Genomic DNA, 26,904 nt, shown 5'->3' on the forward strand with positions numbered 1-26,904 from the left:
AACGGTCAAATTGGATTACATGGCAATTATAAAGTCCATGCTCACTTTTTTCGACCGTCATTCACCCAGACGATCCCCCAAATGATCACAAGGATGTACATAATCATGATGCGAAGTTCCATATCGTATCCTTCCAACAAATCAGGGACCTGCTAGCACCGCTAGAAGGTCAGAACGTATCAGCCGAGACTCATGCCGGAGGGCGTTATCATTACCTCCACAGACAAAACAACTGCTGCCTGAGTTTTCACTATACGCACCTTTAGTTCGAACAACTCCGGAACAGCCCACTAACGCGCCCGGAGCGCGAAGGCCAGCATCAGAGCAGTAAACGGTAACAACGTGACAGTAAATATAACGATGGCGAGTATTTTCATGAAATGCTCATTTTCAGTTGTCGCTTAACCATACAGGAATCAAACCAATGATTAGCGAAACAGATACAATTGCAACACAGAGACACAACAAAAACAGATATAAGCAAAACATAGCAACACCAAAGGTAAGAAAATGATGATTATTTTCTCGCGAGTAAAATCACGTTTTCGTAAACGGCCACATAAAGAAATATCCTAAACACGACATATCGTACATATATGTGATGCGGGGAAAATTTTCGATAACCCAAGGGCCCGCATGATGGCGGGATTTTGGGTTATTTTGATGCGCAAGGTTACTCCGGGTGATCAGATTTTAATGTGATTTTACATTCGGTTATGAATTCATTTGTTGCTTTTGTTACCCCCCGAACGCCGAATTTTTCCTCCATATTTTCGCTCATCCCACGAAATCCAACGATCACATCTGCATTTGCGCTGTGAAGCTGGTAAAGAAGATGGTTAATGCCACTGCTCTCATCCTCGTCGCCCTTTGTAGACATCTGTACATAGGAGTAATTATCGCGAGTTTGCCATAATACACCCGTCACCTTGACTGGCTGCCCACCATCAATTCTAAAAGATAACACCCCCACATCGGGTGAAAGCTGAAATGGTTTACCATTTGAACCAAATTCAACTTTAACCTCCTCTGGGGTGCATACCAAGATCAAAGTGTTGGGGCCATGAGAAGTTTCGATTTTGACACTTTTCGCATCTGAAAAAGCGTCATCCGTAACGCTTACATTCCAGTCGCTTGAAGGAGTTCTTAACCAGGAGTAAAAACCAATAATTAAGAGCAAAACTAGCAATCTTATTTTATTTATGTATTTTTTCATCAACCAGCAACTCCGTGGCGTCACTTGTAATTTGAGCCCATAAATCATCATTTGATTTCTTATCGATAGATTCATGTGATTTAGGTCTTGTAACTGCAGGAGATGCGCCATCTACAAACCAAACCAGCACCCCTATACCAGCAGTCGCGGCAATTAAACGGAGAATGTAATAGATTTGTTCATAAATATTTTTGGCATTAAGATCCATATAAAACCAGGCAGCATAGGCTACGATGAGAGCTGCAATTGTTTTTTCCACTCTCTGCCTCAGCATTAACATATTGAACCTCCAGTTATAAAACTAATTCTCAGGGCGAGGTTTGTTAGTGCTCGCACTTTAATCAACGCTGGAATAAAGGTCACTATGAATGGCCAGCAACTTCAGAATTATTGATTTAACGCAACAGTTATCAGGAGAAATGTCTGGAAAGTTGAATGACCTGTCAACAAAATAAAAGCCTCACAGTCCGGGCATTGAGATTTTTTTGCGTATGACGCTGGTGAACGAAGAGACTAAATTTTACCCAAAAGTTCTTCTGGTATCCACGTGGGTACCGGCACCGAAAGCCACTGAATGATATCCGGCAGCCCAGCATTTTACGGGTCGTAAATTTCCCCGTTATTAGAGGCACACCACAGAATGTGATAGTCGTAACCGCCGTGGGCCACTCCGGCCTCGCAGTCTGAAAGGGGGGCTCCCCGGTTCGCCAGCGGGTATCTTCGCTAATATCCTGCGAGGCAGCCATCCCAATCTTTCCGCCCAGAATATCCGTTCCCGCACTGAAGGGCGCTCCTTCCCATCGGGAAAATCAAAGACGAACGCCATTTTACCCATCGCTATTCCCCTCTCCGGTTTTACGTCTACCCGGCATGTTGCAGGGACACTCTTCCGGATCACTGCCTTCACTTCTGCAACCTGTTCAGGTGGTACTACAATAATCCCGGTGTAAATGCCTGCTGGCCTGGTGTCCCAGTGAAAACATTCGATGAACTCTCGTAAGACGTATGCCCAATGGACGCCACGCTGGACAGTGAACCTGGTGTATTCCACAAGATCAATGTCGTGGGCATTAGTATCATACTGTGCCATAACGCATACTCCTCCCATTCGTTACCGCGCTTCCACGTGTGCATCACACCGTTAATCTCGGGCGCCATCACCTTCAATTTGCCAGCCCACTGTTCCATGGCGGTCTCAGGCCGACCTTCTCTGGTTGGAACATTTCATGCGGCTCAGCGGCTGTGAGATAATCTATCTCAATGTTAACCATCTTAATCAGAAGGTTAAGTCATGCCACAAGAGCAGTGCTCGCCACTTTCCAGCACCGGCAGGCTGCTGTGCGGCCGGTTATTATCATGCTCAACCAGATTCGGTCCGCTGTTCCCATGTGGGCACCTTGCGCATTGCCCCCACGCCAAGGCATAGACAGTTGTTAAAGATTGCAGAAGTCGAAGGGGTATCAATGGACTGGTTATTAAATGGTACCGGGGAGGTGCCAGTGCTTGAGATAAAGAACCAGAAATGAACCATTTCAAGTAATGCAGACCAAATTCAGATGGAGATGCTTTCGTTTCTTTGTGAAGAGAAAAAACGAGGGTTACTTGAAGAGGTGGAAATGAAAGGTGTTGATATCGTTGTTTATTTTCTTGATGAAGACAACAGAGGTCGCTCCCGTAGTAAAGGGGAAAATGCTTTGAAGCCAGCCAGACCCGGCCCAGGAAGCGGCTCTGAATACACAGGAGAAAAGAGATCGTGACACTGATAGCGAATTACAAATGACCGAAAACGATCTAGCCAATATTGCAAAAAACAGGTTAGATGAAATATATTCTGGCAGGTATTTTGTCAGGTTTTTTTCTGGCCTTTGGCTAATAAACAGGCAGCGAAAAGTTTTGCGCTCTCGCTATTTAAATCAATTTAAATGGTATTAATTTCAGAATAATCGAGTGCAGAATTATGATACATAAAAGTCGAAACGATCAAGTCTTTCAGACGAGCTCGATCGGCGAAAAGTTGTTCCCGGCCTCACAGATGCCCCAGATTTCCATTCCTGAATATAGTCACATTATTTTTTCTGAGTTGTGAATTAAATCGACTGGATATGCCCTGATGTAAAGTGCAGATTTTATTCCTGAACACCGGGATTTCAGAGACCCGTTGTTGATGCCTTTTATAGCTATTTGAAGGCCCCTGAAGCAATGGCGGTGTTTGCCCGATATGGTTTTAACATTTTGTCCAGTCTGCATGTGAAAGGAATGTCGTAACGGCGCGTCTAAAAGCTATAACAGATAAATGAAAATGGCCGGAAAGGGGCTGAGACACATTTTCAGACTATTCTTTCTGATATCAATATCTGGTCTGTCGACCATTTTTATTATTTCTTGACTTGCGTCTTTTTTCTTCAAAATTGTCTTCCTGCTTTTAAGTAATGTCTCTCTTTGTAGTGGGTTTCTCCTGTATTCATTTAATATATGATGCGTGCTGTTTTTTTAAATTTAATTAAATTGATCGATGTCAATGGATAATAATATTTTCTTGCGTGAAAAATTGTAATGGTTATAAATGATTTGTTCATTTCATCAAAACATTAAGGGGTATGAACAAGGATTCGATAACTGAAAATATTATATTTTTTATGAAAGAGAATGCAAGTAAAGACAATATGAGTCTGGTTTAGGCTTGGGTTGTCGTATTTTTCAGTAAAGATGAGGAAAGGTGGAATGGCAGCAAATAATGTTGCATTGGTTACGGGGGGAAATGGCGGTATTGGTTCCGCCATTACGAGAAGATTAGTGAGTGACGGGTTTCGGGTGATTGTTGCCTATTCTCCGGCGGAAGAGTCTGCTGCACAGAAGTGGTATAGAGCAGAAGAGTATTCTGAAAAAGACGTTACATTACTTCCCATGGATGTCACAGATACCAATGGCTGTGAAAGGAATATCAATAAAATACTGGCGACTGAAAAATATATTGATGTTCTGGTCAATAATGCCGGTATTACCCGGGATGTCGCGTTTAAAAAAATGTCAGCCTCTCAGTGGGTTGATGTCATCAATGTCAACATAAATAGTCTGTTTAATGTAACGCGTCCATTATTTCCTGCCATGTGTGAGAGAGGGTATGGCCGAATTATCAATATCTCATCCGTGAATGGGCTGAAGGGGCAATTCGGTCAGGTTAATTACTCCACTTCAAAAGCTGGGGTGATTGGGTTTACAAAAGCCCTGGCGGCTGAAGGCGCTAAGGTTGGGGTCACGGTTAATGCCATTGCACCAGGTTATACCGGTACCCCGATGGTGGAAGCCATGAAGCCTGATGTTCTCGCCGCAATTACAGAAGAAATACCGGTACGCCGGCTGGCCACGCCTGATGAGATCGCTGCTGCAGTTTCTTTTCTCGCCAGCCGGGAAGCGGCTTATATCACCGGCGAAACACTCTCTGTCAACGGTGGTCTGTACATGCGCTGAGGCGTACTTCTGGAAGGTTGAAACAAATGCGAATTTTTATTGTTGCGGCCAAGCGTACGCCGATAGGCAGTTTTAGGGGGGCGTTCAGCACCGTGCCTGCCGTCACGCTTGGCGCTGCCGCGATACAGGGGACTCTGGCCGATAGTCGAATTGATGCTGGCATTGTAGATGAGGTCATTGTGGGCAACGTGATTGGCGCGGGCCAGGGGATGGGGATCGGGCGGCAGGTTGCTGTGCAGGCAGGTATTCCTCACCATGTCCCGGCCTACAGCCTGAACATGGTGTGTGGCAGCGGAATGAAGGCTGTGATGGAGGGGTGTGCACATATCAAAGCTGGTGAGAGCCGCGTTGTGGTTGCCGCCGGGACCGAAAATATGTCTCGCATTCCGTTCGCGCTGGATGCGCAGGTACGTGGCGGTGTCAGACCGGGTAACGTTGAGCTGCAGGATTTGCTGATCAGCGACGGACTTACCGATGCTTTCCACCAGTATCACATGGGGCTCACGGCGGAAAATATTGCGGTGAAGCTTGGGATCAGCCGTGAGCAGCAGGACCAGTTTGCGTTTCTGAGTCAGTTCAAGGCGGCGGCGGCGCTAGAGCAGGGGCGATTTAAAAAGGAAATTATTCCTGTTGAGGTGTCGGGGCGACATGGTGTGAGCCGGATAGACCAGGACGAATACCCTAAGCCCGACACCACACTGAGCAAACTGTCCCGCCTGACCCCGGCTTTTTGCGCGAAAGGTACTGTGACAGCCGGCAACGCATCAGGTTTGAATGACGGGGCCAGCGCCTTGCTGATTGCGTCCGAGGAGGCAGTTGAGCAATACCGGCTGGAGCCGATGGCGGAAATACTCAGTTACGCCCAGGCTGGTGTGGATCCAGAAATTATGGGGCTTGGTCCGGTTCAGGCCACCCTCCGGGCGCTGGCAGGAGCCCGATTACGCCTTGATGAGATAGATATCTGTGAATGTAACGAGGCATTTGCCGCCCAAACCCTGGGTGTGCTGCAGGAGCTGTCTCGGGAGACGGGGGTGTCTTTCGACACCCTGCTGGCCCGAACAAACCCTAATGGTGGTGCTATCGCGCTCGGACACCCGTTGGGGGCATCGGGTAACCGGATCGTAGTTTCTTTGCTTTATGAAATGCGGCGTTGTGGAGCCCGACATGGACTGGCAACGCTTTGTATCGGCGGTGGTATGGGAACGGCCATTATTCTGAAAAGTCTTTAGCTTTTTGGAAGGTAATTCTCTTTTACAGTTGTGATGCTGTTTAATTATTAATTAAGGAATTATGGATATGTATACACAAGCTTTCAAAAATTTTTCTGAGCAATATGAAAAAATCTTTAGTCCTTATACCCGGCTGAATAAACTCGTGGCAGAGAAAATTCAGGTTCTGACGGAGATGAATGTCAACGCACTGCAGACCTATAGCCAGGAAGGCACGACGACGCTGACGGCGCTTAGTAACGTGAAAGACTTCTCCTCCCTCACGAGTTTCAACAGCCAGCATTTACAAAGCCTGGCAAAAGTGACGCAGCAGTGTATTGACGATTGCCATCGATACAGTGAAATCGCAAAGCAGTTTAAAAAAGAAGTGGATGCGATACTTTCTGAAACCACAGCGCAGGTAAGATCTGCATGATAACGTCTCCGGCCTTATTCGGGGATACCGGGTAAGGCCGGATCATAAAGAGACAGCACAATGATTGGAACGTTGATGTTAAATTATATTGATGCCCTCATCCGCATTAGCAAGGGAGGGGCTGACGATAACCCTCATTCTCCAGGTGGGATCCTTTCACCGATATTAAACAAACTCTATGAGATTAATATGGGGGATCTGAGCGCGGCGATGGCCTTGCAGTTTCAGATGTCTGAGGGCATGAATGAGCGATGGCAGGTCTGGTGGCAGCGACAAAGTGAGCTGATGTCGGGGGCTGGCTATACCGACAAAGAACAGCTGTTTTCGGCTCCGGAATGGAACAATGCGGATGCCTATACCTGCATCAAAGATCATTATCTTTACATCAGTCAGCTGATTGAAAATAGTGTGTCGTTATTACAATGCCAGGATGAAACGCTCAACATGCGCCTGAAATTTTTCAGTCGCCAGTTTTTGAGTGCGTTGTCTCCGGCTAATTTTATTTTTTCCAACCCTGAGGTTGCTGCGTTGACTGCGAAAACGCAGGGAGAAAATCTGATCGCAGGGATGAACAATCTGCTCGAGGATGCCCGGTGCAGTAATGAGGTACTGAATGTCAGGCAAGTCAGTAAAACAGCTTTTATGCCGGGTAAAAATCTGGCGACAACCCCGGGCGACGTGGTTTTCAGGAATGAAATTTGTGAGATTATTCAGTATCGGCCTTTAACAAAAATGGTTGAACACACGCCATTGCTTATCATTCCTCCGCTCATCAACAAGTTTTACATACTCGATCTCAGTGAAACAAAATCGATGGTCAGGTGGCTTCTTGAGCAGGGGCATTGTGTCTTCATGTTGTCATGGAAAAACCCGGATCACTCTCAGCAGAATACGAACTTTGAAAACTACGTTTTGAATGGCGTGGTCAAAGCGGTCAGTGTGGTAGAAAGCATTACCGGCAGCGATCAGGTTAATGCGGTGGGGTATTGCCTTGGTGGCACCTTACTGGCGGCGTCGGTCGCTTATTACGCGGCCAGAAGGATGAAAAAACACATTAAGAGTGCGACCTATCTGGCAACCATTATTGACTTCTCAATGCCTGGTGAGCTGGAGGTGTTTTGCGATCCTCAACTGATCGCCGTGATTGATGAACAGAACCGGCAGCGGGGGTACATGGATGGCCGACAGCTGAATGTGACATTTAATTTATTGCGTGAGAATACGTTGTACTGGAATTACTACGTCGATCGCTATCTCAAAGGAAAATCGCTGAGCAGTTTTGATCTTCTCTACTGGAGCAGTGACAGCACAAATATGACGGCAGCCTGTTGGTACGATATTGTCCAGGGATTCTACCTTGAAAACCGTCTTGTCCAGCCCAGGTCGTGCAAAATTGGCGGCGTCTATATTGATATCACAAGGGTGGATATTCCGGCTTATTTTGTTGCAACGCAGGAAGATCACATTGCGTTGTGGCAAGGCGTTTACGAAGGGGCCCGATATTTTAAAGAGCATGCCACCTTTGTGTTGGGGAAATCAGGACATGTGGCCGGGATTATTAATCCGCCTGCCAAAGGAAAATATGGTTACTGGGAAAATTCGCAACCCTCTGAATGCCCTGATCAGTGGTTGTCGAATGCGCATGAGCATGCAGGTTCATGGTGGGAGCACTGGGGCCGTTGGTTAAAAGCAACAGAGAAAAAAGAACCGGTGACCGCGTATGCTACCGGGAATGAATTGCATCCCGTTTTGGGGGCAGCACCGGGTGAATATGTTATGGAAAAATTGGTTTAAGAGGATGCAATAAAGCGCGATGACAAGTGTATATGGTGTCTTCAAAAAGGGAGGAAATAAGAAGATGAAAGACTTTATTCTCTTTATTGATCTTATGGTCACGCACTTTAATCGGAATTTGAATGATGTCCTGCTGATGCTTCCCATTTCTGACGATGAGCGAAATGAGCTATCTGTACTATATAAACAAACCAAAGAAATATTGATTCCTCCCTCTCATACTCAGCAGAAGTGACGGGATAAAACGGCTATCTTCGTTGAAGAGGGGAATTCTTATGCCTCCCCGGGGCGATTTCTTATCGCGTGCGGTGTGCCTTCGGGGAGCCGGGATGTCCCCGGCAATGCGCCGGGTGGGAACGTCTGTATTTTCCTGCCCAGGCCGTACACGTTACGGCCACCCCTGCGGATGCTGATGGTTGAAAAGGGCGCGTGCCCAGGAGTATCGAGTTTGTATGAAGCATAAAATGAATTCAGACACCGGTAAATGCATGATGTGTGGCCATCCCCTGCCTCTGCAGACTGTCCAGAAACTCTGCGATCGTTGCCTGTCTGTCTTTTCCCCCGTATCCGGTAGTCGAAAAATAATGCGGGCGATGTTAATGCTGTTCCTGGTGATTATCATCGGTCTGGTGCTGGAGGGGCTATGGGCAACAGGTACCATTGCCCCACACAACTGGTTTTGCTCTTCACGTGCGAGAAAATCGCTGTCCGCGAGAAAGGGGGACATGGACAGTATATTCAGGTTGTACTGCTCTTCCATTTAATATGTTGATTAAACTGCATTATTTACCATCTCTGAAACCAAAAGGGGGGGGTAAGGGGCAAGCTTTTTCAACGCACCAGCTTACTGTGAAGCATATTCACCTGGTCGCCGCTCAGTTCTTCAATCCAGGCAGAATAGACTTCGTAAACCATTTACGCGTTTTCATGTCCCATCTGACTAGCAATAAAAGAGGGGTTCGCACTGGCCGATAATAACCAGCATGCTTAAGAATGGCGTGTATGGTAGGGATTCCGGCGGCGAACTCCAGCACGTTTTACAGCGGCGTCCCAGCACTCACCAATGCTTGATACGCTGTAATACGGTTTTTGTTCACCTTTACGCATGCGCGGCATAAAAACAAAGCGTAGGTGTTGGGTTTCCGTGCGGCCATCAAGTCCGGTCTTCTCTGCGAGTGATCCATTCCTCGTTAAAAATGACCTGTGACATGCTGCACCTCAGCTCGGTTACACCCTTTAGTGCGTCCGTAATTTAAAAACTGAACTATGGAAATCAGGCGCCAGGGCGGCGCCCGCTGATCATCGTTTGCTCTTATCTGGTGGCTTCACGCCCACGGACTTAAACTTCGTGAGCGTTACCATTACTTACGCAGCGCCGCAGCTGCCAGCTGTATCTGATGGCTGGGTGATTGTGCCGAAGGAGGCGACGGCGGAGATGATTTCCTCTGGTATCTGCGCCCACTATGGCCATAGCAAAATTCAAATTCATGGTAGGACTGCAGCGGGTCCGATGGAGTGTGCTTATGTGGCTTATGAATACATTACTAACATCGCGGTGTATTAATCAACGGGGAGCAGGTCAGAGGAATGAAGAGCGGTGCTAATGGTTACAAACGGGTATTGCTAAGGTCAATATGGGGGTTGCATTCACTGGCCTGTTTATTTGTGAACGCTTATTATGAGTGGCCAACTAACATCAGGCTGGTTGCTATGATGTTACCCGGCACAAGAAGCGTATAACCCTGCGTTTTGATTTCAAACATTGGGAGCATGGTTATTCTGTAAGAATGTGCCACACTTCCAGTTATCGTCCAGCCGCGTTGCTAACCCGAATGAAAAATTTTCGCTCACACCACCTATACCGCATTGCCCTGTCGATTCTTGTACTTATCCTCTGCTTGGCTGGGGCAACGATTTTCCTCTATGCACAAACTGCTCATTGGGTAAGAAGTCAGCAGAATGACAACATGGACCGCGCACAGCATCAGCTTGATTCTCTTTTAACGCATGTCGATCAGTCGGCGCAATCCATGCGGGCGTTGGTTGGTGCGGCCTGCACATCGCAAACGATAACTGAGCTGCGTCGTTACCTGGCTATCACACCTAATGTGGGGAACATTGAGCTGGCGAAGTCGGGGGCAGTCTATTGTTCCTCTTTGCTCGGCGCGGTACCTCCCGACACAGAAAAGCGGGAAGAGAAGCGTCTCTACCTGAGTGACACGACCATGACCTTGCCGGGGCACCCCTTTGTCGTGTTTCATGTACATGAGGGCGCGGAGGGTCTTTATACCAGCACGGATGGTTATTATATTCGCAATATTCTGGAGTCGGCCTCTGAGCTTTCACCTGTGGTGTTGTTGACCGAACAGGGGTGGATGGCACAGGACGGGATCATTCATTCTTCATTGTTTCCCCGTCAGCAAAACATACAGCTCCACTCTGCGGCTTACGGCTATCGGCTTTATTCAAACATCAGTACCACGGATATCATTGCGGTCTCTCTGAGGAACAGCCGGATTACAATGATGATCCTTGCCGGGTTGTGTGTGGCCATTGCTATCGCCAGCTATGTCTGGTCTGGCCGGCCACGGACGCCTGAAAAATTATTGGCCATTGCGATGAAGAATCATGAACTGCACCCTTATTATCAGCCCATTGTAAAGGGCGAGCCGCCGGTGCCTGTCGGATGTGAAGTGCTGGTTCGCTGGCTGCACAAAAGCAATCTCATTCCTCCGGATCAGTTCATTCCACTGGCCGAAGAAACCGGGCTCATCATTCCGCTTACGCGACAGCTCATCAAAGATATCACTAACGAATTTGTAATGTCATATGAGCCGGTTGACCCGTTTTATATCAGCGTTAACATGAGCGCACGTCATCTGCAGTCTGAGGAGCTGGAAGCGGATCTGGAGTATTTCCTTATGCGGGCTGGCAGCAATATCCGTCTGGTTCTGGAGATAACCGAGCGTGAAATTATCACCGGTGATGACCGGGTCAGGATCCGAATCGAACAACTGAAAGCCAGAGGTGTCAAGTTTGCTCTGGATGATTTTGGTACTGGATATTCGACGCTGGAGACTCTGCGCCACACCCCCGTTGAATTGATTAAGATTGATCGGCTCTTCACGTCTGGCATAGGGCGCAATGATTTATGCGAGGCCATCATAGGTAATGTTGTGGATCTGGCGAAGCGGATCGGTACCGGCCTTATTGCTGAGGGGGTGGAAACGGAGGAGCAAATCACATTTCTCAGGCAGCAGGGAGATATGGCATACCAGGGCTATCTTTTTTCAAAACCTCTTCCTGGAGAGAGTTTCAAAAAATGGCTGGCTCAGATGTCTGTCCGGGAGAATGACACTGGGGAACGCTGACATCGCTTGTGTCATCCCCGTTATTTCTGTGTTGGTTCAAGTGACAGATAATTTAGATGTTCGGTGGCAGGGGCAGAGACTGTGTTCAGCCGGAGGAAGTGAGATATTCCCGGGTATCTCTGAGATAAGACGTTTTGTTGATCAGACTACACATCACGGGAACTACAAGCAGCGGACCGTGCGGGACCGCCAGTAGGTGCGGTGTCGGGGGCATTTTTTGTTTTCGCACGGGCCAGTGCCAGGCCGGGCTGGTGTTCGCGGAAATTTCAATGAACCGAGAGTATTTTCCATTTGCCTGGTGGATTGTTCGGGGTAATACTTTTCCCAAATTGGGCGGCAACGTACATTGTTTTGTCGTTGTAACGTATTGTTAGCGCAGATGGACAGAGCGTTGCCCTTGACGAAATCTTTTACGCCGACTTAGCTCAGTAGGTAGAGCAACTGACTTGTAATCAGTAGGTCACCAGTTCGATTCCGGTAGTCGGCACCAGAATGCGGCCATCGTATAATGGCTATTACCTCAGCCTTCCAAGCTGATGATGTGAGTTCGATTCCCACTGGCCGCTCCAGCACAGCGTTTTACATGTGGGAAACCGGTCCAGCCGGCAGTATATGTCCGCCTGCCAGTGATTTTTCGCGTACATCGCTATTACGAAGCCTGAACATTTCTATGATAGTTTACTCGCAGCCATGAGTATGTCTTCCGGTTTTCTATTTTTCGTGCGGGTTTATGATTCAGAAGGCCCATACCTCAATCTGTTGTCTGTTGAATATATCGCGCTGGCTTTTTTAGCTTAAGAGCTTAAGAGGCCATATGCTGGATTCATTAGCTGTGAATGATGGGAAGAAAACGAATATGTCATCGACTCGTATCGTCATTCGTTGACATAAAAAATCATTATGCCGATGATGTTAACTGTAATAAATTGCTCGCGCATGAAAGAAAGTTCTTAATTTTATGAAGGTTGTGCGATTAGCAATAGCCTGAAAAAAGCGGCAACCATAAACTTTTCTTTTTAAGTCACAGAGAGAACTTTTATGGCAGGGAATCGTTATTTCCCCTCAATGCGAAAAAGTGCCGGGTCACTTAGCCGATATATCTTCAGTCTTCAATCGGCTGTTGCAACATTTATTGCTGACTATCTTGATTATGTAGCCTGTTCGTTTCTTTGTGAGGATCGATATCCTGAACAGGATATCGATGATGAGTCTATTCATATTGGCCAGATGTCAGCCGGACGTATTAAATGGGACGTATGCTACCTTAGTCTCCGGATCAATGACGCGACGAAAATGGATTTTTTCATTCGGGCAGACTACTCCGTTAGTACGAAAAAGGCGTTGCCGAAACTTCACCAACAGATATTCTGGTGCACTATCTGGGCAGCAGGAGACCACCTGGCATTTGAACTGGCAGAGCTCGATGGTTCTCTGATCCAGTGTTTCTGGTTAGACAGAAAGGTTGGTCAGGGCACTTTTCGGCCTGTTGTTGATGAAATTCGAAGATATATTCATGCTGGACAAAGAAGGGCCGAGTTACAAAAGGCAGAGGTACACCCGTGAAGCGTTTGAAAGGCCGACGGTTTTGTACGCGGCGAGGCAATGAATGGAATCGTTCACCGGAGAGTAAACCGGCGAAAAGGGTAAATGAAGAAAAATTTGGACGTGATGCTGAAGTCTTTAAGACGCCTGGCCGAATAGTCTGAGCGCCTGAGGCGTCACGGCATTCTGTTCTCAGGGAGAACATCTCGTTGATTTACGTACTGACACAGATCGGAACGATGATTCTCATTGGGCCAAAAATTACACAGTGGCCAGAAAAGTGAGGGACAGCATAATGGAGGCCCTGTCCCGGCAGGGCCGGGTAGCGATCAGGTTATAAATTTTTATAATTTAGTAGACTGTATTGATAGTATTTTAAAGGAAATTCCCAATGACTTCTCTTCCTGCGCAAGGGGAAGGTGTGTGGAGCATTTTTTACGTTCAATGGATTGTCATTTTTTATAATAAAGGATCTATAGTGTTTGATGTTTTTTAACAATTTTGGTAAGTATGCATTATGCAGTAGTATTGATCAGCCTTCTGTTGAAGGCCTCGCAATATTATTTTTTGATTTACATCGTGCAGAATATGGTGTGTTTATTCTTTAGATATTTCATGCGCTGGTTCGCGCTGTCTCTATTTCCTCATTCACATATATATTTAAGATGCGTGTATTCTCTGGCTAATATTCTTTTTTGAGAGCGGTGGTATGCGGGTGACAATGCTTAGAATAAACTTAATATAGAAAGTTCCGATTTTTTTAATTATTCGGCTTTTACTTCGATATATCTGGGGCTTCAGTTTTTTGTCAACCAAGGTATCAACACTCTGGTCTTTTAAAAAAGGAGGTGACTGTGGGCGAGTCTTTTCATGTAAACCGGGACAGGAAAAAAAGAAGCCAGTCCCGTGAATATAAACTTTTACTTCAGTCTGCGGCTGCAATGCTGGTTTCTGATTATACCATGGACGAATTTTTGCCGGGAAGACCATCTACCCGCCGGCGTGGCAGGCCGGAATATACGAGCGAGTTCTCTACTATTCAGATAGGCGAGGAAGTTAAACAGGATATTATCTGGGGAATAGGATATATCGGTCTAAAGATGGACAATGAAATGAAGCTCAATTTTTGTATCAATGCAAAAATGCTGGTTGATCATGCATGTCATTCAACTGAAAACTTTTCTAAAGTATTCAGGTGTTCTATTTGGGTATCTGTGGATATATTACGTGTGAGGCTCGCCGACCAGAACGGAGATTTGCTCAAGAACTTTTGGTTTGATGAGGAGATTACTCAGGGTGTTTTTCAACCGGTGGTGAAGGAAATTAAGAAGTGTCTTCAACATCAAGGGCACAGAATGAGGACGTCCACCAGCCAAAGGCCTTAAGAAACGTTGATATCCTCCCCGTCCCTGCGGGCGGGGATTTCTGCGGTGTGCAACCAAAGCCTGGCTATGAGGTTCCTCACGGCATGTCCTGCAGCTAAAATGCTACCTGCACCGTTAATACCGACATTCCCGGTATCTCTGCCTGTCTGGTATCCCCGGTTTACTTTGCGCCAGGTGCTTTTCTTTCGCTTTACGATCGCAGTAGACGTATATCTGGTCTGTACTCGAGATTATGGCGTATGTCATACCCGTACAGCCCCAGTATTGCATGGTCAGTATAGTGCTGACATTTCACCCGGTTGCTTGCCGTGTTTATCGTCGATATTGGCATGTTGCTTACCTTTAAGCTCCCCAAAGACAATCATGGTGTAGTTTCTGCAGATTTCACTGGCAACATTATGCGGATAATCGCGTCGGATACTGGCAATGAGGGAGCGCTACCGCTGAATTTTATGTTTTTGTCAGCCGGCACCGGCTTAATGTCGCGCATTGCCCGCGTGTGCCGGGCTGTTGACGATATGATATTCCGTGCTATCAGACAGCATTGTACATTTCGTGAAACCTGCATCCAGACAGACAATTGTCGCTGCAGGGGGAGGCGCATTTTATGACCTTTTTACGTTTCCGTGCAGAGGGCATATCGTTTTGAATTATCGTTGATAAAGCATGAAATTATTACGTTTGATTGCGATCGACCGCAAGGTGATACTCTTCGTGGGCAAGCAGGTGCCAACCACTTTATTTTCATACGACAAGTGAAGAGATGAAAACGTTCATTAAATCAATACCCTGGGCACCTATCCGGTTGATAATGAGTGTTTTGTACCTGCCGGCCCGCCCAGTGATTATTTATGTACTGCTTGTGTGTGGAAACAGCACGTTGTTTTTCTTAGTAAGAGCGGTGTCGGAATAGTGCACCAGGCAAGTGTAAATCTGCTTTCGTCAGGGACAGATCTACTGGCGATAGTTCGACGCGAAGGACTGAAAAGACACGCTGCCAGCGGAGAGCCAGACCTGTGCCTTTATGACCATGTATAATGATGATTATCGCAGATTCCATCCGTTAGATGGCACTGATGATGCAGGTTGAATACCTGCTGGCTATTTAATGAAGGTTTTTCATTTCATCCATAAGGGCGCGTAGCTGGAAAGCGTACTTTGGCCTCAAAACATTTTGTGTGGACAGCTTAAAACGTGAGGTTAGTGTTTAGCCAAATACGTGATGCAAATTATAATTCATTGATATGGTCACGGGCAATTATCGAAATGATATTCATCATTTGATGTGTTCTGTACGATTTTTCGCCAGGCCAGCGCGCGCTCGTTCTATGTACAACTTATGCCTGCGATCGGAACCCGGAGTTTTTCTTGATAGTGAACACGAATTATCTCGCGGTATTGTCGTCTTTTCTTCGTGAGGTGTAGGGTTATTTTGTCGGAGTGAATCGCCCTGTGTGGCGGAGCGAAATGGTTGTTTTTCGTATCAGAACATGCGAAACATGGTTGACCAGGGAGGCCCCCGGCACTGCAGTGACCTTACGAAATGACTGGTCTGTCAAAATCCAAAAATTTACTTCGGTGAGCTTTATGTTTTGGTTATTCCGTTGATGCAGTGGGCAAGAGTATTCTTCCTATGACGGTTATGTGCAGACAAACCATGGCGCCAGCAGAGCTGGTTATCAACGTAGTCGCAGTTGGCAGGAAAAACAGCACGTCTTTCGGGTTGACGTCTGGCGGAGAGCCGGACCTGCCAGCAGCCGTTCAAGCTGGCAGGTGTGTTTTCAGAACGTGGCTTGCAGTACGCCCGATGACTTAGAAGACGGGTCCTTCATCGTGTCGAAGAATTCTTATCTGGAACGATGCACGGGTGTTGATAGGGTATGAGCTGAGCACTTACCAGCAAATACCCGATTCAGGCTACAAGCCCAGAGGTTGTCTCAGGCACTTTGTTTCATACAAAATTCTGCCCGTTGTTTACTCCACTGCTGATTGAGTTTATGGCATGATACACGGTAAGCGTTTTCCCAGGCCCTGTTCGCCTGAAGATAATCCCCCGCCTGTTCGAGGCGAATCGCTTTTCGTGCTTCGGGATAATAAGCCAGACTGTCACGAAGCTGATGTTGGGTCTGTGTTTCACCAGAGACTGTTGCGGGCGGCCAGAGTTCAGACACGACAATTTCCTCTTCTTTGTATGTAATGTGCATTAATAAGATGAATCCTATAGGGCTTGCTCTCCTTTGATGTATGATATATTGCCATTTTTCTTATTCATGATAAGAAAAATAGATTCATCATATGATGAATTTCTGGGTCGCCACGGATATTCATAGACACTTATGAGCCGTTGATAATATTGATTTTCATATTCCGTCGGTGGCATCTGATCGCTCGAAGCATGCCGACGCTTACTGTATAAAACATTTCGATGTAATCAAAAACATCGCTGCGGGCTTGTTTCCGCGTACTGTAGATTTTTTCTTTGTTCGTGCGCGCTTCATTAGCTGCCAGACCCGATTAATCCCGCATTGTTGCCCGCTATCTCACAGGCCGAGATAGATCTTGCTATAGCCATAAACGCAACCGGACTCCAACCAGAACTGTTTGATTTGTCCTGTCAGCCTGAGATCCGCCTGATGTTTGGGTGAATACGGCTGTTGAAGCCAGGTGTAAAACCCACCCGGATGAACATTCAGCGCCCGGCAGAGTAGACGAGCAGGTCAACAACAGGAGTTGTCACGGATAAAGGCGTACCTCAGTCGCACAGCTTTGCGAAGTACGCCACGGATTTTTGATATGTCCCGCTCGTCAGTAACCCGCTTTATCTCCTTCTGGAATCGGCAGATCCCGGCCTGAGCATCAGACTACGCATGCGTACCTTTTAAATGACTCTGGGATGTCTGTTAAACGCGTGGCGATTCAGTTGTTTCAACGGGGACTGGTGAGTAGTTGAAAAAAGTCGAGCGCAGCGTGAACGTTTCCTGGCAACTGAGGTTGAGACGATGCAATGGGAGAGTGGATATCAGTGGTTGTCACTTATGATATCTGCTGATGCTCGACATCTACAGCACTGATGCACATCATAATCTGATGGCATTAAAAATGCGGGAGAGCAACAACTGAGCTGGCCGTATAAGGACTTAAATATCGTGATTTTTGTTCTGGAGGATCTCACGTCAGGGTTTTCAGAACCACTCAGGGGTGAGCAGATAAATCGTTTTCCCCCTTAACTCTTTTCAGAGGGACAGGGGTAAGCTCACTGAAAACCAGGCTGAAGCCATGAGCACTGTGGAACTTACGGTTTCGCCTGCTTTTGCGCTGTGGTCGAATCAGGTATACATGATCTGATGGTGATATTATCCGACTGCATCTTCAAAATTTCTCCAGAAGGGAAGGTTAAAGAAAGTTTTGAATCCCCTTTGAAAAGCACGAGCGTGTTGTCCGCATTGACGCTCTGTTCATCTCCGGATACTTCTATTCCCACTGTAGTGGGAACTTCAACCTGAGCGATGGTTTTTCCGTGGCTGATCGCAGAGATGATTTTAGGACAATTTTGTGCGGATACCCCCCCGCTTAAGAAAAGCAAACTTATTGCGATTAATTGAGAAAGACTCATCATAGACCCTCTTTGTTTCTGGTTTGAACTACTGAAATCATGCTGTCCATACTTTAAACACCATCACTAAATTTCTACCATTTTGAAGGAGTGGTTCATGTATATTCCTGCCGGAATCCGATATTTTTGGGATAATTCTTTTCAGTTGCTGTCGTGGGCGGAAAATAAATCAGATGACCCGTGGCCTCATCGCAAGCTCCCCGTAGATTGAAATCAGACCTGTCATGATACGAAATGTATCGGTTGATCTCTGCAGATGGCTTACCTGCTCCGAAATTTTCATCAGAATGCCTCCGGGAATTCCCGTTCTTCAGGACAGGGGGCCGTCAATTGTATCGCAATGGCCAACCAGCGCGCCCTCTGTACTGGCAGCGGCAAAGCGGTGCTGGGGAAGATTTTTGAAAGGAAATGGAGAGTGTATGCCAACAATCGTTGAAGGCGCAGCGCTGTCAGAAATCATAGACGGGAGAGACTCAGAACAGAACCTGATACCACATTGACATTGTGGTTTTAGGCTGTGATGATGGGCTCTGAACGAAAAGAGGCGCGGCCATAAACATATCACCACCTCTCAACTGCCCGCCGATTTTTCAATGCTGATCAATTTATCTTTTGTGCTAGTGGAGCCGGGATCAGATCAAGAAAACGTGATATTTAATCCTCTCCTTTCATTGCGTGGAGGTTTAGAAAAAGGGAGGATCTAAATGAAAAATGCAGTTATCAGATTGTTGAATAGCCTTTTTATCATGTTTTTTATGGCAGTCATACCATTAGACGCAAGGGCGACAGATACCTCTTGTCAGATAAAATTTGAAAACTGGATTGTTAAGCGGGAACCAGCAGGGTATGCAATCAATCCGGCTACGTTGACAGTATCTGCGCCGGATAAGTGTATTGTTCGAAAAAGTAATACAGGAGATGACACTGTCATCTTGGTCAAAAACGTCTCAATTAGCATCGATGATAAAATTACAGGGAAACGAGCGCAGGATAAAACTTCGATATCCATTACACTGGATAAACACTATTACGCTAGTGTTTATATCGATTATTTTGCACTGAATGTAGATTACTCATCTGAAGGAATAACGACCATGCGACGGGAAGGAAACGACCTTTCTCTTGCCAACACCCGGGCGATAACCGCGCCAGATGTAGCCCCGCAGCATTATGTTCTCGCCCCAGGAGGAAAAATTATACTGTTTAACTGGTTCAGTCAGTAAGCGCGAACCAGACCTGGCAGGATGCGAACTTTATGCCTGGTCTCTGGACTGAGTCAATGGCTCAATTCCGTGGCAACAGGCAGAACCACAGAATGTTTGCCTTCAGAAAGGCCCGGCGCTGCTGAGGATAACGAGCGCATGACTAAGATACCGGCATGCGGGTTAGTCAGAAGGCTAATTATGAGTTATTTTATCGCTTTGCTATGAGAGAAACTCTACCGGTGTCAATATTTTTCTCAGCTTGTCGTGGCCTGTGTAATTAAGAAAATTCTAAAAACAAGATGAGTGGTTATCAAGTCGAATTTATGAAAGAATTTAATGGAAGTGTGTTTTATGGTTTTTCCAAAAAAATAAACATCAGTTTATTTTCAGTGTAAAATATATCTTCTTCAGGAAGATATGATCGCGCACCAAAACCCCTTTTGCACACTGCAAGAAATTTAATATATTTGTCTTAACGTTTAGACAAGTCTTAAAGCATAGATTATTTTTAATCCAAAAGCTATGAATAATGGGAATATAATTTCACGTGAATACATCAAGTTCAGCTGCATTTCAGATCTCTTCGGAATCTGTTCGAACACATGAATGTCAGGCGTATTATCAAATCGCAAATCGGGCATTACAGCTGGAGCAAGCGGCAGAATATACGATGGCTGCAAAAGTTTGGGCAAACGCACAGAGTGTATCGTGCAACGCACTTAATCAATACTGGAGTGAAAAACGAGCCGAATTTTGCCTGAAACAAAAAGAAAGAAGCAAAATTCTCTGCCAATAGTTGCCTGGTTTTTAGTGTTTTAAAAGAAGGCCGAACCACGATACCTTATAATGCGACGACACCGAAAGTATGCGTGTAGTATCAATACATCCTGGGCGCGGTATGCATATCCTGTGGCGAGTCCCACACACTATGTTTCCGCAGCGTTGCTTCGGTTTTAGTTGCGCCTGTAAACCAGACTGTGCTTGCATTTTGTGGCAGCGTGTCTCTTTTTCTGCTGATGAGCGCGCTGCCCAGGATTGCATATTCCCGTGCGAATACCCACCAGGATCCAGAATGCCGCTGGATCATGACATCCTGGTCGACATTGTGGATATGACATGCATATGGTCTGCCCGTTGTCTTGCTGGCTGGGATGTTTTCGCTGCCGGATGTACAAGGAACGGGGACGTCCTGCGTGGCGTTGATTCTGATCCGGTGCAGGAGGATAAATGATATTCTCTGAGTCAGATTAGGTCCGCCTTTAGTGGATACAAATTTCCTTCAGGACCTCCACCCACCATTTTACGTGACGGGATTTATTATCTTCAGTCCAGCCGGTCCAAATCATTTCATAGCCTATTTCATTTTCAATGTTTGCAAGCTTTAGTTCATTATTGTTTAACAGTTCTCTGATGGAAAATAGGGGGACGATACCAAACCCGCATCCACTTTTGATTAAATCAATCTGTGTTGCCATATCGTCAACAATGACCCTGTTGTTCATTCTGAGGCAAGGAATACTATATTTTACGATGCTGTCAAAATTTGAATTGCTAATGACGATACAATTTTCTTGTTCATGGCCTGTTTTTTTACTTTTTTCCCGGTAGGCTTTCAGGTATTCAGGTGTGGCGCAACAAACTAACTTATTGGTGCCCATTGGCATGGTTTTGACATTCATGTTTGACGGACAAGGATTTCCAGAAATCACAATGTCTATGTTGTGGCTCATCAGCTGTTGCCATTCATCCCCGTTTTTAATTTTTTGGATGATTAATTTTGCATCCGGGTAATGATTCAAAAAATCACAGAGATATTGACTAAATTTTTTTACGGCGAATGATTCACTGACACCAATTTTAATCAGTGGGGCGGCTTTATTTTGAATGTTCAGACTGTTTTCAAGGTTGTCGACCGCTTTTAGAATCCACTCCCCCTCTGATGCGATGGTCTCACCGGTTCTGGTTAATTCAACGATGGGCCCGTTTCGTTTAAAGAGTTTAATGCCAAGTTGCTTTTCAACACTGGATACCCGGTATGAAATTGCCGACGGTGTCCTGTGTAATCTCTCTGCGGTTGTAGAAAAAGAGCCGGTTTCTTTGATTAGGTTAAGCAGCTGCATGACATCTAATGATAGTTTAGACATACTCAAGTTCCCCATTAACTGGATGTGTAAAGTATCAACGACTCACGAGCATTGGCAGGATAACCGTTCCGTAAAACACGATTAAAGTCGAAGATTTAATATCGGGGCAAGCTTATCCGATGTGAATACGCAAAAAGAATAAAAACCTTTAACTTATATGATGTTTAGTTTTAAATATCCCTTAGTGATTGCTTTAAAGATGTAAATGTATATTTTGCTTTATAATTTAGTTTTATGTGATGGCTTTACTCTTCCGAAGAACCACGGCTTAGCGGTTCATGATTTGTTTTTCTACATAGTAAGTTATTTGGTTGTTGATATGTACATTCACTTGTTTTTTTCTGAGAAAATATAACTCTGCTGCTATGCATTCGTAACATCAATACATTAAATACAACGCTGTAATTTGTTTTTTAATGGTGAGTTTATTTTTTTCTTATAAAATATTTGTTAATTAGTTTTGATAGACTTGGGTCGAAAATAGTCGGTGGTGATAAAACTATCATTCCCTTTTGCTTGAGCAGGATATAAACCTATTCAAAGGTCAGCATTTTCAGCGTGACATCCCTTTGTGGGTGGTACGCTGGTACTGCAAATACGGCATCAGCTACCGTGAGCTGCAGGAGATGCTGACCGATCGAGGAGTAAACGTCGATCACTCCGCGGTTGGCCGCTGGGTTCAGCATTATGCACCTGAAATAGACAGCGGCTGTGTTGGTACTGGCGGAACCCTTCCGATCTTTGCCCGTTGCACATGGATGAAACCTACGTGAAGGTCAATAGCCGCTGGGCGTATTTGTACCGGGCCTTCGACATCAGGGGCCGTACTGACGATTTTTATGTCTAACGGTAAAGCCGCGTACTGGTTTTGGCCCCTGGGAACGCCTGATGGATGATGCGGGGAGCCGGATTCAACGCGCTGGTTATTCATTGTGTCTGCGGGATCGCCTTCAGGATGTGTTGCGACGTCGGAACATCTGGCTGAAAACAGCAGTCGCTGGGGAGATCGCCGCGAGAAGTTGCTGCAGGGCGAAGAGTTGCAGGCTCTGCGGAGCCTCATTTTCCGGGCGCCGGGACATCCCACCGATGGACATAAAGGCGGATAACAGCTGGCGTCACAGCGGGATGAATCCTGGAAAGCAGTCTCATCCCGTTTTGAAGGAAATACGGAAGTCCATATCTGTAAAGACGGCAAATATCCTTCCCTGACCATCAGCAGCGTGAAAAAACTGGAGGGGCCACCGTCATTAATTTTGCCATAACAATCGGGTCAGACAACTGCTCCCGCCGGTAGGTTTGACGGCATTGTTGCTTGAGATAGATGCCAGAACGGGAGTTTCAGGCGTAAAAATACCGACGTGGGAGGTCGGTTTTTATTATTCTGGGTTAAGCCGCCCGGTTGTGAGCTGAGTGGAAATGCCTTTTACTGACCGCTAAATATCAGGTCGTTCAATAGGCGAATGTGATGCGCCAGGGCATGAGTGTCCTCGGCTCCTGAGCTCTGTTGACAGTTTCACTTTTGCTAACCGTGACGTTTTTCGAATCCAGGCCTGACTTACGGGCCAGCGCTCGGGTGGGCATGTAATATTTCCTGCCCTCATTACTGCATAGTAATCGTTTTCTCAATCGGAGTGTCATAAAGAGCGGGAATCCCTGACTCTTTGCCGACGGCGAAGACGATATCGCTAGTGCGGGTGTTATTTGCTGACAGACCAGTCCGGTATCTCCTGCATTCAGTTCAACACGCATGTTAAGGTCACAAAAAACTTGTCAAATGTCGGGAGCACGGGATAGAAGAAACGGTAGCCTTCGTTGATCCAAACCATCAGAGGTTGAACAGACTTACCTGCACTGGCGACACGTGCACTTTTTCAGTACCACCTCATGGCTGACGTGTTAATACTTATCGGCGTATAGTTCAAAAAGATCTGTGCTGACACAGCATAAACAAAAATCCTCTTTATAAAAAACTGTATGAAGGCACATTTTTATGAAGAGGATATTAGAGTAAATATCACTTCCGGACATTGAATTATTTTTGAAATTAAATGAAGGAGGGCATGAAAAACTTTGGGGCAATTGATGGCGCTGGTGCCCGGATGGCCAGAGGGTTCTGTCGAAAAAACAAAGGTAGAGTTATACTGTTGAGCCATGACTCCAGCTTAAGGTTGGAAAATGCTCAGCTTCAACGGTCGTCATTTTCCCAGCGATTTCATTTTGATGGCCGTACGGTGGAGGCTTGCCAATTCGCTTAGTTATCGCAATATTGAAGAGCTTCTGGAAGAACGCGGAGCTGATGCAGACCATTCCACCGTGCAGAAAATATTGCAGTCTGGAAACAGTTTTATTCGTTAGCAGACTAATCATGTCAGAAATAAGGCTCACTTCGATTTTGTAGAGTATTTTCGACAGGACAGCAGTACCTGCGGTATTAAGGCCACTGAACAATGGATTACGGAGCAACAGCATATTCTGCACGGCTGCGGATGGTAGCACATAACCCTTCACCATCCCCGACAAACTCTGGCCCGCCTTCGCCAGTAACTGCTCAACGACTTATTTTGCTGCGTGACCAGGAAATTGATGAAGTGTGCCGAAAAGCTTGGGATTGAGATTGGCCTGTTTGTCGCACTTTTCACTACATACAGGGAATCACAACCTGGCGCAGCGGCCCCGTCACTGGTGGAAGAGTAAATACCGCTGTCAGTCGGGTCACCTCTTTAGCTGGAACCTCAACATAGAAAGTGAGTGAAGAGTCTGTCGCTTTTATCCAACGCTTCAGCTCTGCTTCTTGCAGGGCAAACGACCATGCAAAAACGTTATGCTCCTGAAACGATCCGGATGAATACCAGGCCCGCTGCAAGGTCTGTTTACCCACTCTTGCACTCACGAGGCGAGCCTTTTCTCCCGTCGCGCCGGGGCCTTCAAAAACTCCCGTTGGAAACTGTGTTGCCAGTGCATTTTCAGCCTGTAACGTCGCCCGGACAGGTGGCGCATCTTTTCGACAGGACAGAGTGAGCCAAACTTTTCCTGATATCCCTCTGTATTCGCCCACCCCCTCGATGGTGGCTGTAGTCAGCGGGTTGTTCAGGTATGGCTTCTCGATTTTCCACCGGGTTTCAGCGATGACCCGGCTGGTTAAAAAAAGCAAGAAAGCTGAAACTGCAATCAAAGTGTATTTCACGGAATACGTGTCCTTTCTGGTATACGGGTCAGCTCATAGTACATATAATTTGTTGGTATAGGATTTCAGATAATTGAAATATCACCCTTTTATGGTTCAACAAACTCATCATTTTTTAAAAAGTTAAACTTTGATTCTGTAATCCAGTTTTTGAGACTGGTAGTCGACGCGATTATGCCGCCTTTTCACGTAAAATCTGAGTTCACAAAAACGAAGGTTTTTGATGAACTCACTGACGAATACCCACCGCAGCTTGCAGCCAGGGGCATAGGGATGTGCTGCGCCAACATTATACACGTATTATGAGCTGACCCATTTATGCTTACCTAATTAATACATTCCCACAAAGAATAGGTTTCATCCGGTGTCCACGTCAAAATTGACAGGTGCTGCTGAAGGCACAGGTAATGTTTACCTTTGTACGAAACCCCATTTCCCCGGGAATAAAAAATACCCGATTCCCATTCCGGATAAACATCCGGTGAACTTTGCGCGGTAGTCACCGCAAGTGGTTCGCCTGGTTTTGACTGATTGCCCTTACTATCAATCGCGGTAAGAAAGTAGACGTATTTCGTTGCGGGCGTCAGTGATGTATCCGCCCAGCGCATGGATTCGGTTCGGGCTATTTGCTCACCATCACGAAATATTGCATACGAACTGACATCCGTTGCTGAGGAACTCCAGGTCAGCGTAACAGATGTTGAGCTCAGGTCACTGGCTATCAACCCTTCCGGAGCCGCAGGGGCATCGTCAGGGATGACAGGCTCATCGGTTAAGGCAGCCCGGAAGCGCTGAGTATATTCCCCCGACACTTTTTGTTCCGGATTACTGCTGCTGACCGCATCTGCATGGCCAAGCGAGGATGGATTATCCCGATTGAATGACCACATGGCTACGAAACACAGGCCGGCACGGTTCGCAAATTGCCCGACACGATCGGCATTTTCAAGAGTGAACATCTCATTCGGATCATCGTTCATGCCAATCATTGGCGTGACAGCAACCCGGGACATAAGGTTATTTTCGGAAGGATAAAGAGTTTTCAGTTGATCACTAATACTGGTGGCAGCTTTGATTGCCGAAGCGGCCATATCGGCATCGTCTGTATCATTGTAATAGTCCATCGCCATTCCGTTAACCACAAAATCGAGGCCTGCAGCCTGAGCCTGCCGGAGAATATCAATTCCTGTGGCGGTTAATCCATCTGGCATGACGGGAAGCGTAAAGGAAATTTGCAACTGGGGGTAGCGCGTCTGAATACCGGCTATCGCCTGGCAAATTTTTGTCGCGTCATACAACCCGTTTTCAAGGTCAAAATCCAGACCATCTGCATGGTAAAGGTCAATAACCGACTGGTATGTATCCTGTAACTCCGGGACAGAGAAAGATGTTGAAATATCCGGGTTCGCAGCGCCACCAAATGCCACAATGACTTTACGGTTTGCTGTTTTTAGCTCTTCAGCCAGCGGCACGGCCCATCCTAAAGGCATAGAGTCTTGTGCTGCCCAACAGGCTTTATTGCCAGGGGATAGGGTCAGAAAGCCAAGGACCAGGCCATCCACATCCCACTGGACAGCCTGCTGTGAATAAAGTGCATTCGGGCGACCAGCAGGAAAATTCTGCCAGTCTGACCAGGTTGCATTTACGGTAACATCAATAAATGGGGTTAATTTTGTAGTCATTGCAGGGACTCATATTCGTAAATGTAGATAGTGCAATAATTTCCTGATAATGAAATTACTGCACGGGTTTAACGGAAGGTAAAACCCCAGAAAGAGCACTGTCTTTTGCTTGAAGCCAGTCTGTTGCTCGTTGTTGCATTTCTCTGGGCGGTATCCGCTGTTAAAAAATAATCCGCCTGTTTTCTGTCCAGGAAAAACGAAGTTTAATCACAGTACATCCAGGATTTTTGAATGCCGCTTCGCAGCATGGAGGTGCCAACCGGAGCTGAAGCTGGTTATTCCGGTGTTGTTCATCCACGGCTCCGACAGCCCTGGCCGTATACCATGAACTGGATGAAACTGATCGCCCTGATGAACTGGATGCTACAGACAGGAGATACAGCCAGACCTGAAGTATTCCTGCAGGCGCTGGCCCGCCGGCCACCGCAGCATGAGGACATTTTTATGACAACTGCACAGAAACTGGAAGAGAAGGGCCTTGAGGAGGGACGCATGGAAGGCCGCATTGAGGGTATTCAGCCCGGTGAACAACGTGGGATTGAAAAAGGCAAACTCGACGTTGCCCGCATGATGCTGCAGAACGGACTCGACCGTAACACAGTGATGAAAATGACCGGTCTGCCGGCGGACGAGCTCGCCCAAATCCGCCATTAACC

Annotated in this window: 18 protein-coding genes, 2 tRNA genes and 6 pseudogenes; 17 read left to right on the forward strand and 9 right to left on the reverse strand. The window is 46.5% G+C overall.

Translation table 11 applies throughout. The annotated features are described in order from the left end of the window. Window positions 1-673: 673 nt before the first annotated feature. Both CNE01S_RS14425 and CNE01S_RS14430 read right to left on the reverse strand, forming a co-directional pair. Window positions 674-1,216 carry a hypothetical protein gene (locus CNE01S_RS14425; protein WP_061276996.1) on the reverse strand — a complete coding sequence of 181 codons (543 nt, stop codon included), beginning with the start codon at window positions 1,214-1,216 and terminating at the stop codon, window positions 674-676. After that, the gene (locus CNE01S_RS14430) at window positions 1,197-1,475 is read right to left on the reverse strand and encodes a hypothetical protein (RefSeq protein WP_138089326.1); all 279 of its coding nucleotides are present in this window, start codon (window positions 1,473-1,475) and stop codon (window positions 1,197-1,199) included. Before CNE01S_RS14430 ends, CNE01S_RS14425 begins: the two co-directional genes overlap by 20 nt. Before the next feature lie 1,303 nt (window positions 1,476-2,778). Here CNE01S_RS14430 and CNE01S_RS25295 point away from each other — a divergent pair. The 5 genes from CNE01S_RS25295 (at window position 2,779) to phaC (ending at window position 8,122) form a co-directional block, all read left to right on the forward strand. Then, window positions 2,779-2,973 carry a hypothetical protein gene (locus tag CNE01S_RS25295; RefSeq protein ID WP_138089327.1) on the forward strand — a complete coding sequence of 65 codons (195 nt, stop codon included), beginning with the start codon at window positions 2,779-2,781 and terminating at the stop codon, window positions 2,971-2,973. Window positions 2,974-3,937: 964 nt separating this feature from the next. Further along, complete coding sequence (locus CNE01S_RS14440; protein ID WP_061276999.1) at window positions 3,938-4,684, forward strand: SDR family oxidoreductase; 747 nt, start codon at window positions 3,938-3,940, stop codon at window positions 4,682-4,684. Window positions 4,685-4,710: 26 nt separating this feature from the next. Next, a complete protein-coding gene (locus tag CNE01S_RS14445) occupies window positions 4,711-5,913 on the forward strand; it encodes an acetyl-CoA C-acetyltransferase (protein WP_061277000.1) in 1,203 nt (400 codons plus the stop codon). Between the two features lie 67 nt (window positions 5,914-5,980). Then, window positions 5,981-6,328: a phasin family protein gene (locus tag CNE01S_RS14450; protein ID WP_061277001.1), complete on the forward strand. Its 348-nt coding sequence runs from the start codon at window positions 5,981-5,983 to the stop codon at window positions 6,326-6,328. Window positions 6,329-6,388: 60 nt separating this feature from the next. Further along, window positions 6,389-8,122 (forward strand): class I poly(R)-hydroxyalkanoic acid synthase, encoded by a 1,734-nt coding sequence (phaC, locus tag CNE01S_RS14455; protein ID WP_061277002.1) that lies wholly within the window; start codon window positions 6,389-6,391, stop codon window positions 8,120-8,122. 831 nt (window positions 8,123-8,953) lie between these two features. Here the strand turns inward: phaC and CNE01S_RS25775 are convergent. Further along, a pseudogene (locus CNE01S_RS25775) lies at window positions 8,954-9,274 on the reverse strand (tyrosine-type recombinase/integrase); the annotation flags it as partial. A gap of 196 nt (window positions 9,275-9,470) precedes the next feature. Here CNE01S_RS25775 and CNE01S_RS14475 point away from each other — a divergent pair. From CNE01S_RS14475 to CNE01S_RS14500, 6 genes are all read left to right on the forward strand, one after another. After that, window positions 9,471-9,686 (forward strand): hypothetical protein, encoded by a 216-nt coding sequence (locus tag CNE01S_RS14475; RefSeq protein ID WP_138089328.1) that lies wholly within the window; start codon window positions 9,471-9,473, stop codon window positions 9,684-9,686. Between the two features lie 268 nt (window positions 9,687-9,954). Then, on the forward strand, window positions 9,955-11,493 hold the full coding sequence (locus tag CNE01S_RS14480) for an EAL domain-containing protein (protein ID WP_096754232.1): 1,539 nt from the start codon (window positions 9,955-9,957) through the stop codon (window positions 11,491-11,493). 414 nt (window positions 11,494-11,907) lie between these two features. After that, window positions 11,908-11,983: transfer RNA gene (locus tag CNE01S_RS14485), tRNA-Thr, on the forward strand. Window positions 11,984-11,987: 4 nt separating this feature from the next. Continuing rightward, window positions 11,988-12,062 (forward strand) — tRNA-Gly (locus CNE01S_RS14490). 469 nt (window positions 12,063-12,531) lie between these two features. Beyond that, window positions 12,532-13,056, forward strand: a complete 525-nt coding sequence (locus CNE01S_RS14495; RefSeq protein ID WP_138089307.1) for a hypothetical protein — start codon at window positions 12,532-12,534, stop codon at window positions 13,054-13,056. An 833-nt stretch (window positions 13,057-13,889) separates the two neighbouring features. Next, window positions 13,890-14,420: a C1 domain-containing protein gene (locus CNE01S_RS14500; RefSeq protein ID WP_061277014.1), complete on the forward strand. Its 531-nt coding sequence runs from the start codon at window positions 13,890-13,892 to the stop codon at window positions 14,418-14,420. A 1,937-nt stretch (window positions 14,421-16,357) separates the two neighbouring features. Here the strand turns inward: CNE01S_RS14500 and CNE01S_RS14505 are convergent. The 3 genes and pseudogenes from CNE01S_RS14505 to CNE01S_RS14510 form a co-directional block, all read right to left on the reverse strand. Next, complete coding sequence (locus CNE01S_RS14505; RefSeq protein ID WP_245874545.1) at window positions 16,358-16,591, reverse strand: ANR family transcriptional regulator; 234 nt, start codon at window positions 16,589-16,591, stop codon at window positions 16,358-16,360. Between the two features lie 179 nt (window positions 16,592-16,770). Beyond that, window positions 16,771-17,125 (reverse strand): annotated as a pseudogene (locus tag CNE01S_RS25025) (IS3 family transposase); the annotation flags it as partial. Between the two features lie 587 nt (window positions 17,126-17,712). Further along, complete coding sequence (locus CNE01S_RS14510; protein WP_138089308.1) at window positions 17,713-18,036, reverse strand: hypothetical protein; 324 nt, start codon at window positions 18,034-18,036, stop codon at window positions 17,713-17,715. Between the two features lie 701 nt (window positions 18,037-18,737). Between CNE01S_RS14510 and CNE01S_RS14515 the strand changes: the two genes are divergently transcribed. Further along, the gene (locus CNE01S_RS14515; RefSeq protein ID WP_061277019.1) at window positions 18,738-19,256 is read left to right on the forward strand and encodes a hypothetical protein; all 519 of its coding nucleotides are present in this window, start codon (window positions 18,738-18,740) and stop codon (window positions 19,254-19,256) included. Window positions 19,257-19,785: 529 nt separating this feature from the next. After that, window positions 19,786-20,034 (forward strand): ANR family transcriptional regulator, encoded by a 249-nt coding sequence (locus tag CNE01S_RS24490; RefSeq protein WP_342747929.1) that lies wholly within the window; start codon window positions 19,786-19,788, stop codon window positions 20,032-20,034. A gap of 463 nt (window positions 20,035-20,497) precedes the next feature. Here CNE01S_RS24490 and CNE01S_RS14520 read toward each other — a convergent pair whose 3' ends face one another. Continuing rightward, window positions 20,498-21,382: a LysR family transcriptional regulator gene (locus CNE01S_RS14520; protein WP_061277021.1), complete on the reverse strand. Its 885-nt coding sequence runs from the start codon at window positions 21,380-21,382 to the stop codon at window positions 20,498-20,500. Between the two features lie 527 nt (window positions 21,383-21,909). Between CNE01S_RS14520 and CNE01S_RS24495 the strand changes: the two are divergent. The 3 pseudogenes from CNE01S_RS24495 to CNE01S_RS26070 all read left to right on the forward strand — a co-directional run. Then, window positions 21,910-22,226: pseudogene (locus tag CNE01S_RS24495) on the forward strand (IS6 family transposase); the annotation flags it as partial. 26 nt (window positions 22,227-22,252) lie between these two features. Next, window positions 22,253-22,717 (forward strand): annotated as a pseudogene (locus CNE01S_RS25780) (Tn3 family transposase); the annotation flags it as partial. A gap of 1,083 nt (window positions 22,718-23,800) precedes the next feature. Further along, window positions 23,801-24,034 (forward strand): annotated as a pseudogene (locus CNE01S_RS26070) (IS91 family transposase); the annotation flags it as partial. Here CNE01S_RS26070 and CNE01S_RS14535 read toward each other — a convergent pair. Beyond that, window positions 24,021-24,566, reverse strand: a complete 546-nt coding sequence (locus tag CNE01S_RS14535) for a hypothetical protein (RefSeq protein ID WP_061277024.1) — start codon at window positions 24,564-24,566, stop codon at window positions 24,021-24,023. The pseudogene CNE01S_RS26070 and the gene CNE01S_RS14535 sit on opposite strands and share 14 nt — an antisense overlap. Window positions 24,567-24,892: 326 nt before the next feature. Next, window positions 24,893-26,248 (reverse strand): carbohydrate-binding protein, encoded by a 1,356-nt coding sequence (locus CNE01S_RS14540; RefSeq protein WP_061277026.1) that lies wholly within the window; start codon window positions 26,246-26,248, stop codon window positions 24,893-24,895. A 336-nt stretch (window positions 26,249-26,584) separates the two neighbouring features. Between CNE01S_RS14540 and CNE01S_RS14545 the strand changes: the two are divergent. Beyond that, window positions 26,585-26,902, forward strand: a pseudogene (locus CNE01S_RS14545) (Rpn family recombination-promoting nuclease/putative transposase); the annotation flags it as partial. Between the last annotated feature and the right edge of the window lie 2 nt (window positions 26,903-26,904).

It is taken from the genome of Cedecea neteri NBRC 105707 = ATCC 33855, from assembly GCF_001571265.1.
In the GTDB taxonomy this organism is placed as follows: Bacteria; Pseudomonadota; Gammaproteobacteria; order Enterobacterales; family Enterobacteriaceae; genus Cedecea; species Cedecea neteri.

Coding starts and splice junctions, on each gene's coding strand:
- CNE01S_RS14520 (WP_061277021.1), bottom strand. CDS start 21,382: ATGTCTAAACTATCATTAGATGTCATGCAGCTGCTTAACCTAATCAAA.
- CNE01S_RS14495 (WP_138089307.1), top strand. CDS start 12,532: ATGGCAGGGAATCGTTATTTCCCCTCAATGCGAAAAAGTGCCGGGTCA.
- phaC (WP_061277002.1), top strand. CDS start 6,389: ATGATTGGAACGTTGATGTTAAATTATATTGATGCCCTCATCCGCATT.
- CNE01S_RS14480 (WP_096754232.1), top strand. CDS start 9,955: ATGAAAAATTTTCGCTCACACCACCTATACCGCATTGCCCTGTCGATT.
- CNE01S_RS14510 (WP_138089308.1), bottom strand. CDS start 18,036: ATGATGAGTCTTTCTCAATTAATCGCAATAAGTTTGCTTTTCTTAAGC.
- CNE01S_RS14425 (WP_061276996.1), bottom strand. CDS start 1,216: ATGAAAAAATACATAAATAAAATAAGATTGCTAGTTTTGCTCTTAATT.
- CNE01S_RS14450 (WP_061277001.1), top strand. CDS start 5,981: ATGTATACACAAGCTTTCAAAAATTTTTCTGAGCAATATGAAAAAATC.
- CNE01S_RS14445 (WP_061277000.1), top strand. CDS start 4,711: ATGCGAATTTTTATTGTTGCGGCCAAGCGTACGCCGATAGGCAGTTTT.
- CNE01S_RS14440 (WP_061276999.1), top strand. CDS start 3,938: ATGGCAGCAAATAATGTTGCATTGGTTACGGGGGGAAATGGCGGTATT.
- CNE01S_RS14540 (WP_061277026.1), bottom strand. CDS start 26,248: ATGACTACAAAATTAACCCCATTTATTGATGTTACCGTAAATGCAACC.
- CNE01S_RS14515 (WP_061277019.1), top strand. CDS start 18,738: ATGAAAAATGCAGTTATCAGATTGTTGAATAGCCTTTTTATCATGTTT.
- CNE01S_RS25295 (WP_138089327.1), top strand. CDS start 2,779: ATGCTTTCGTTTCTTTGTGAAGAGAAAAAACGAGGGTTACTTGAAGAG.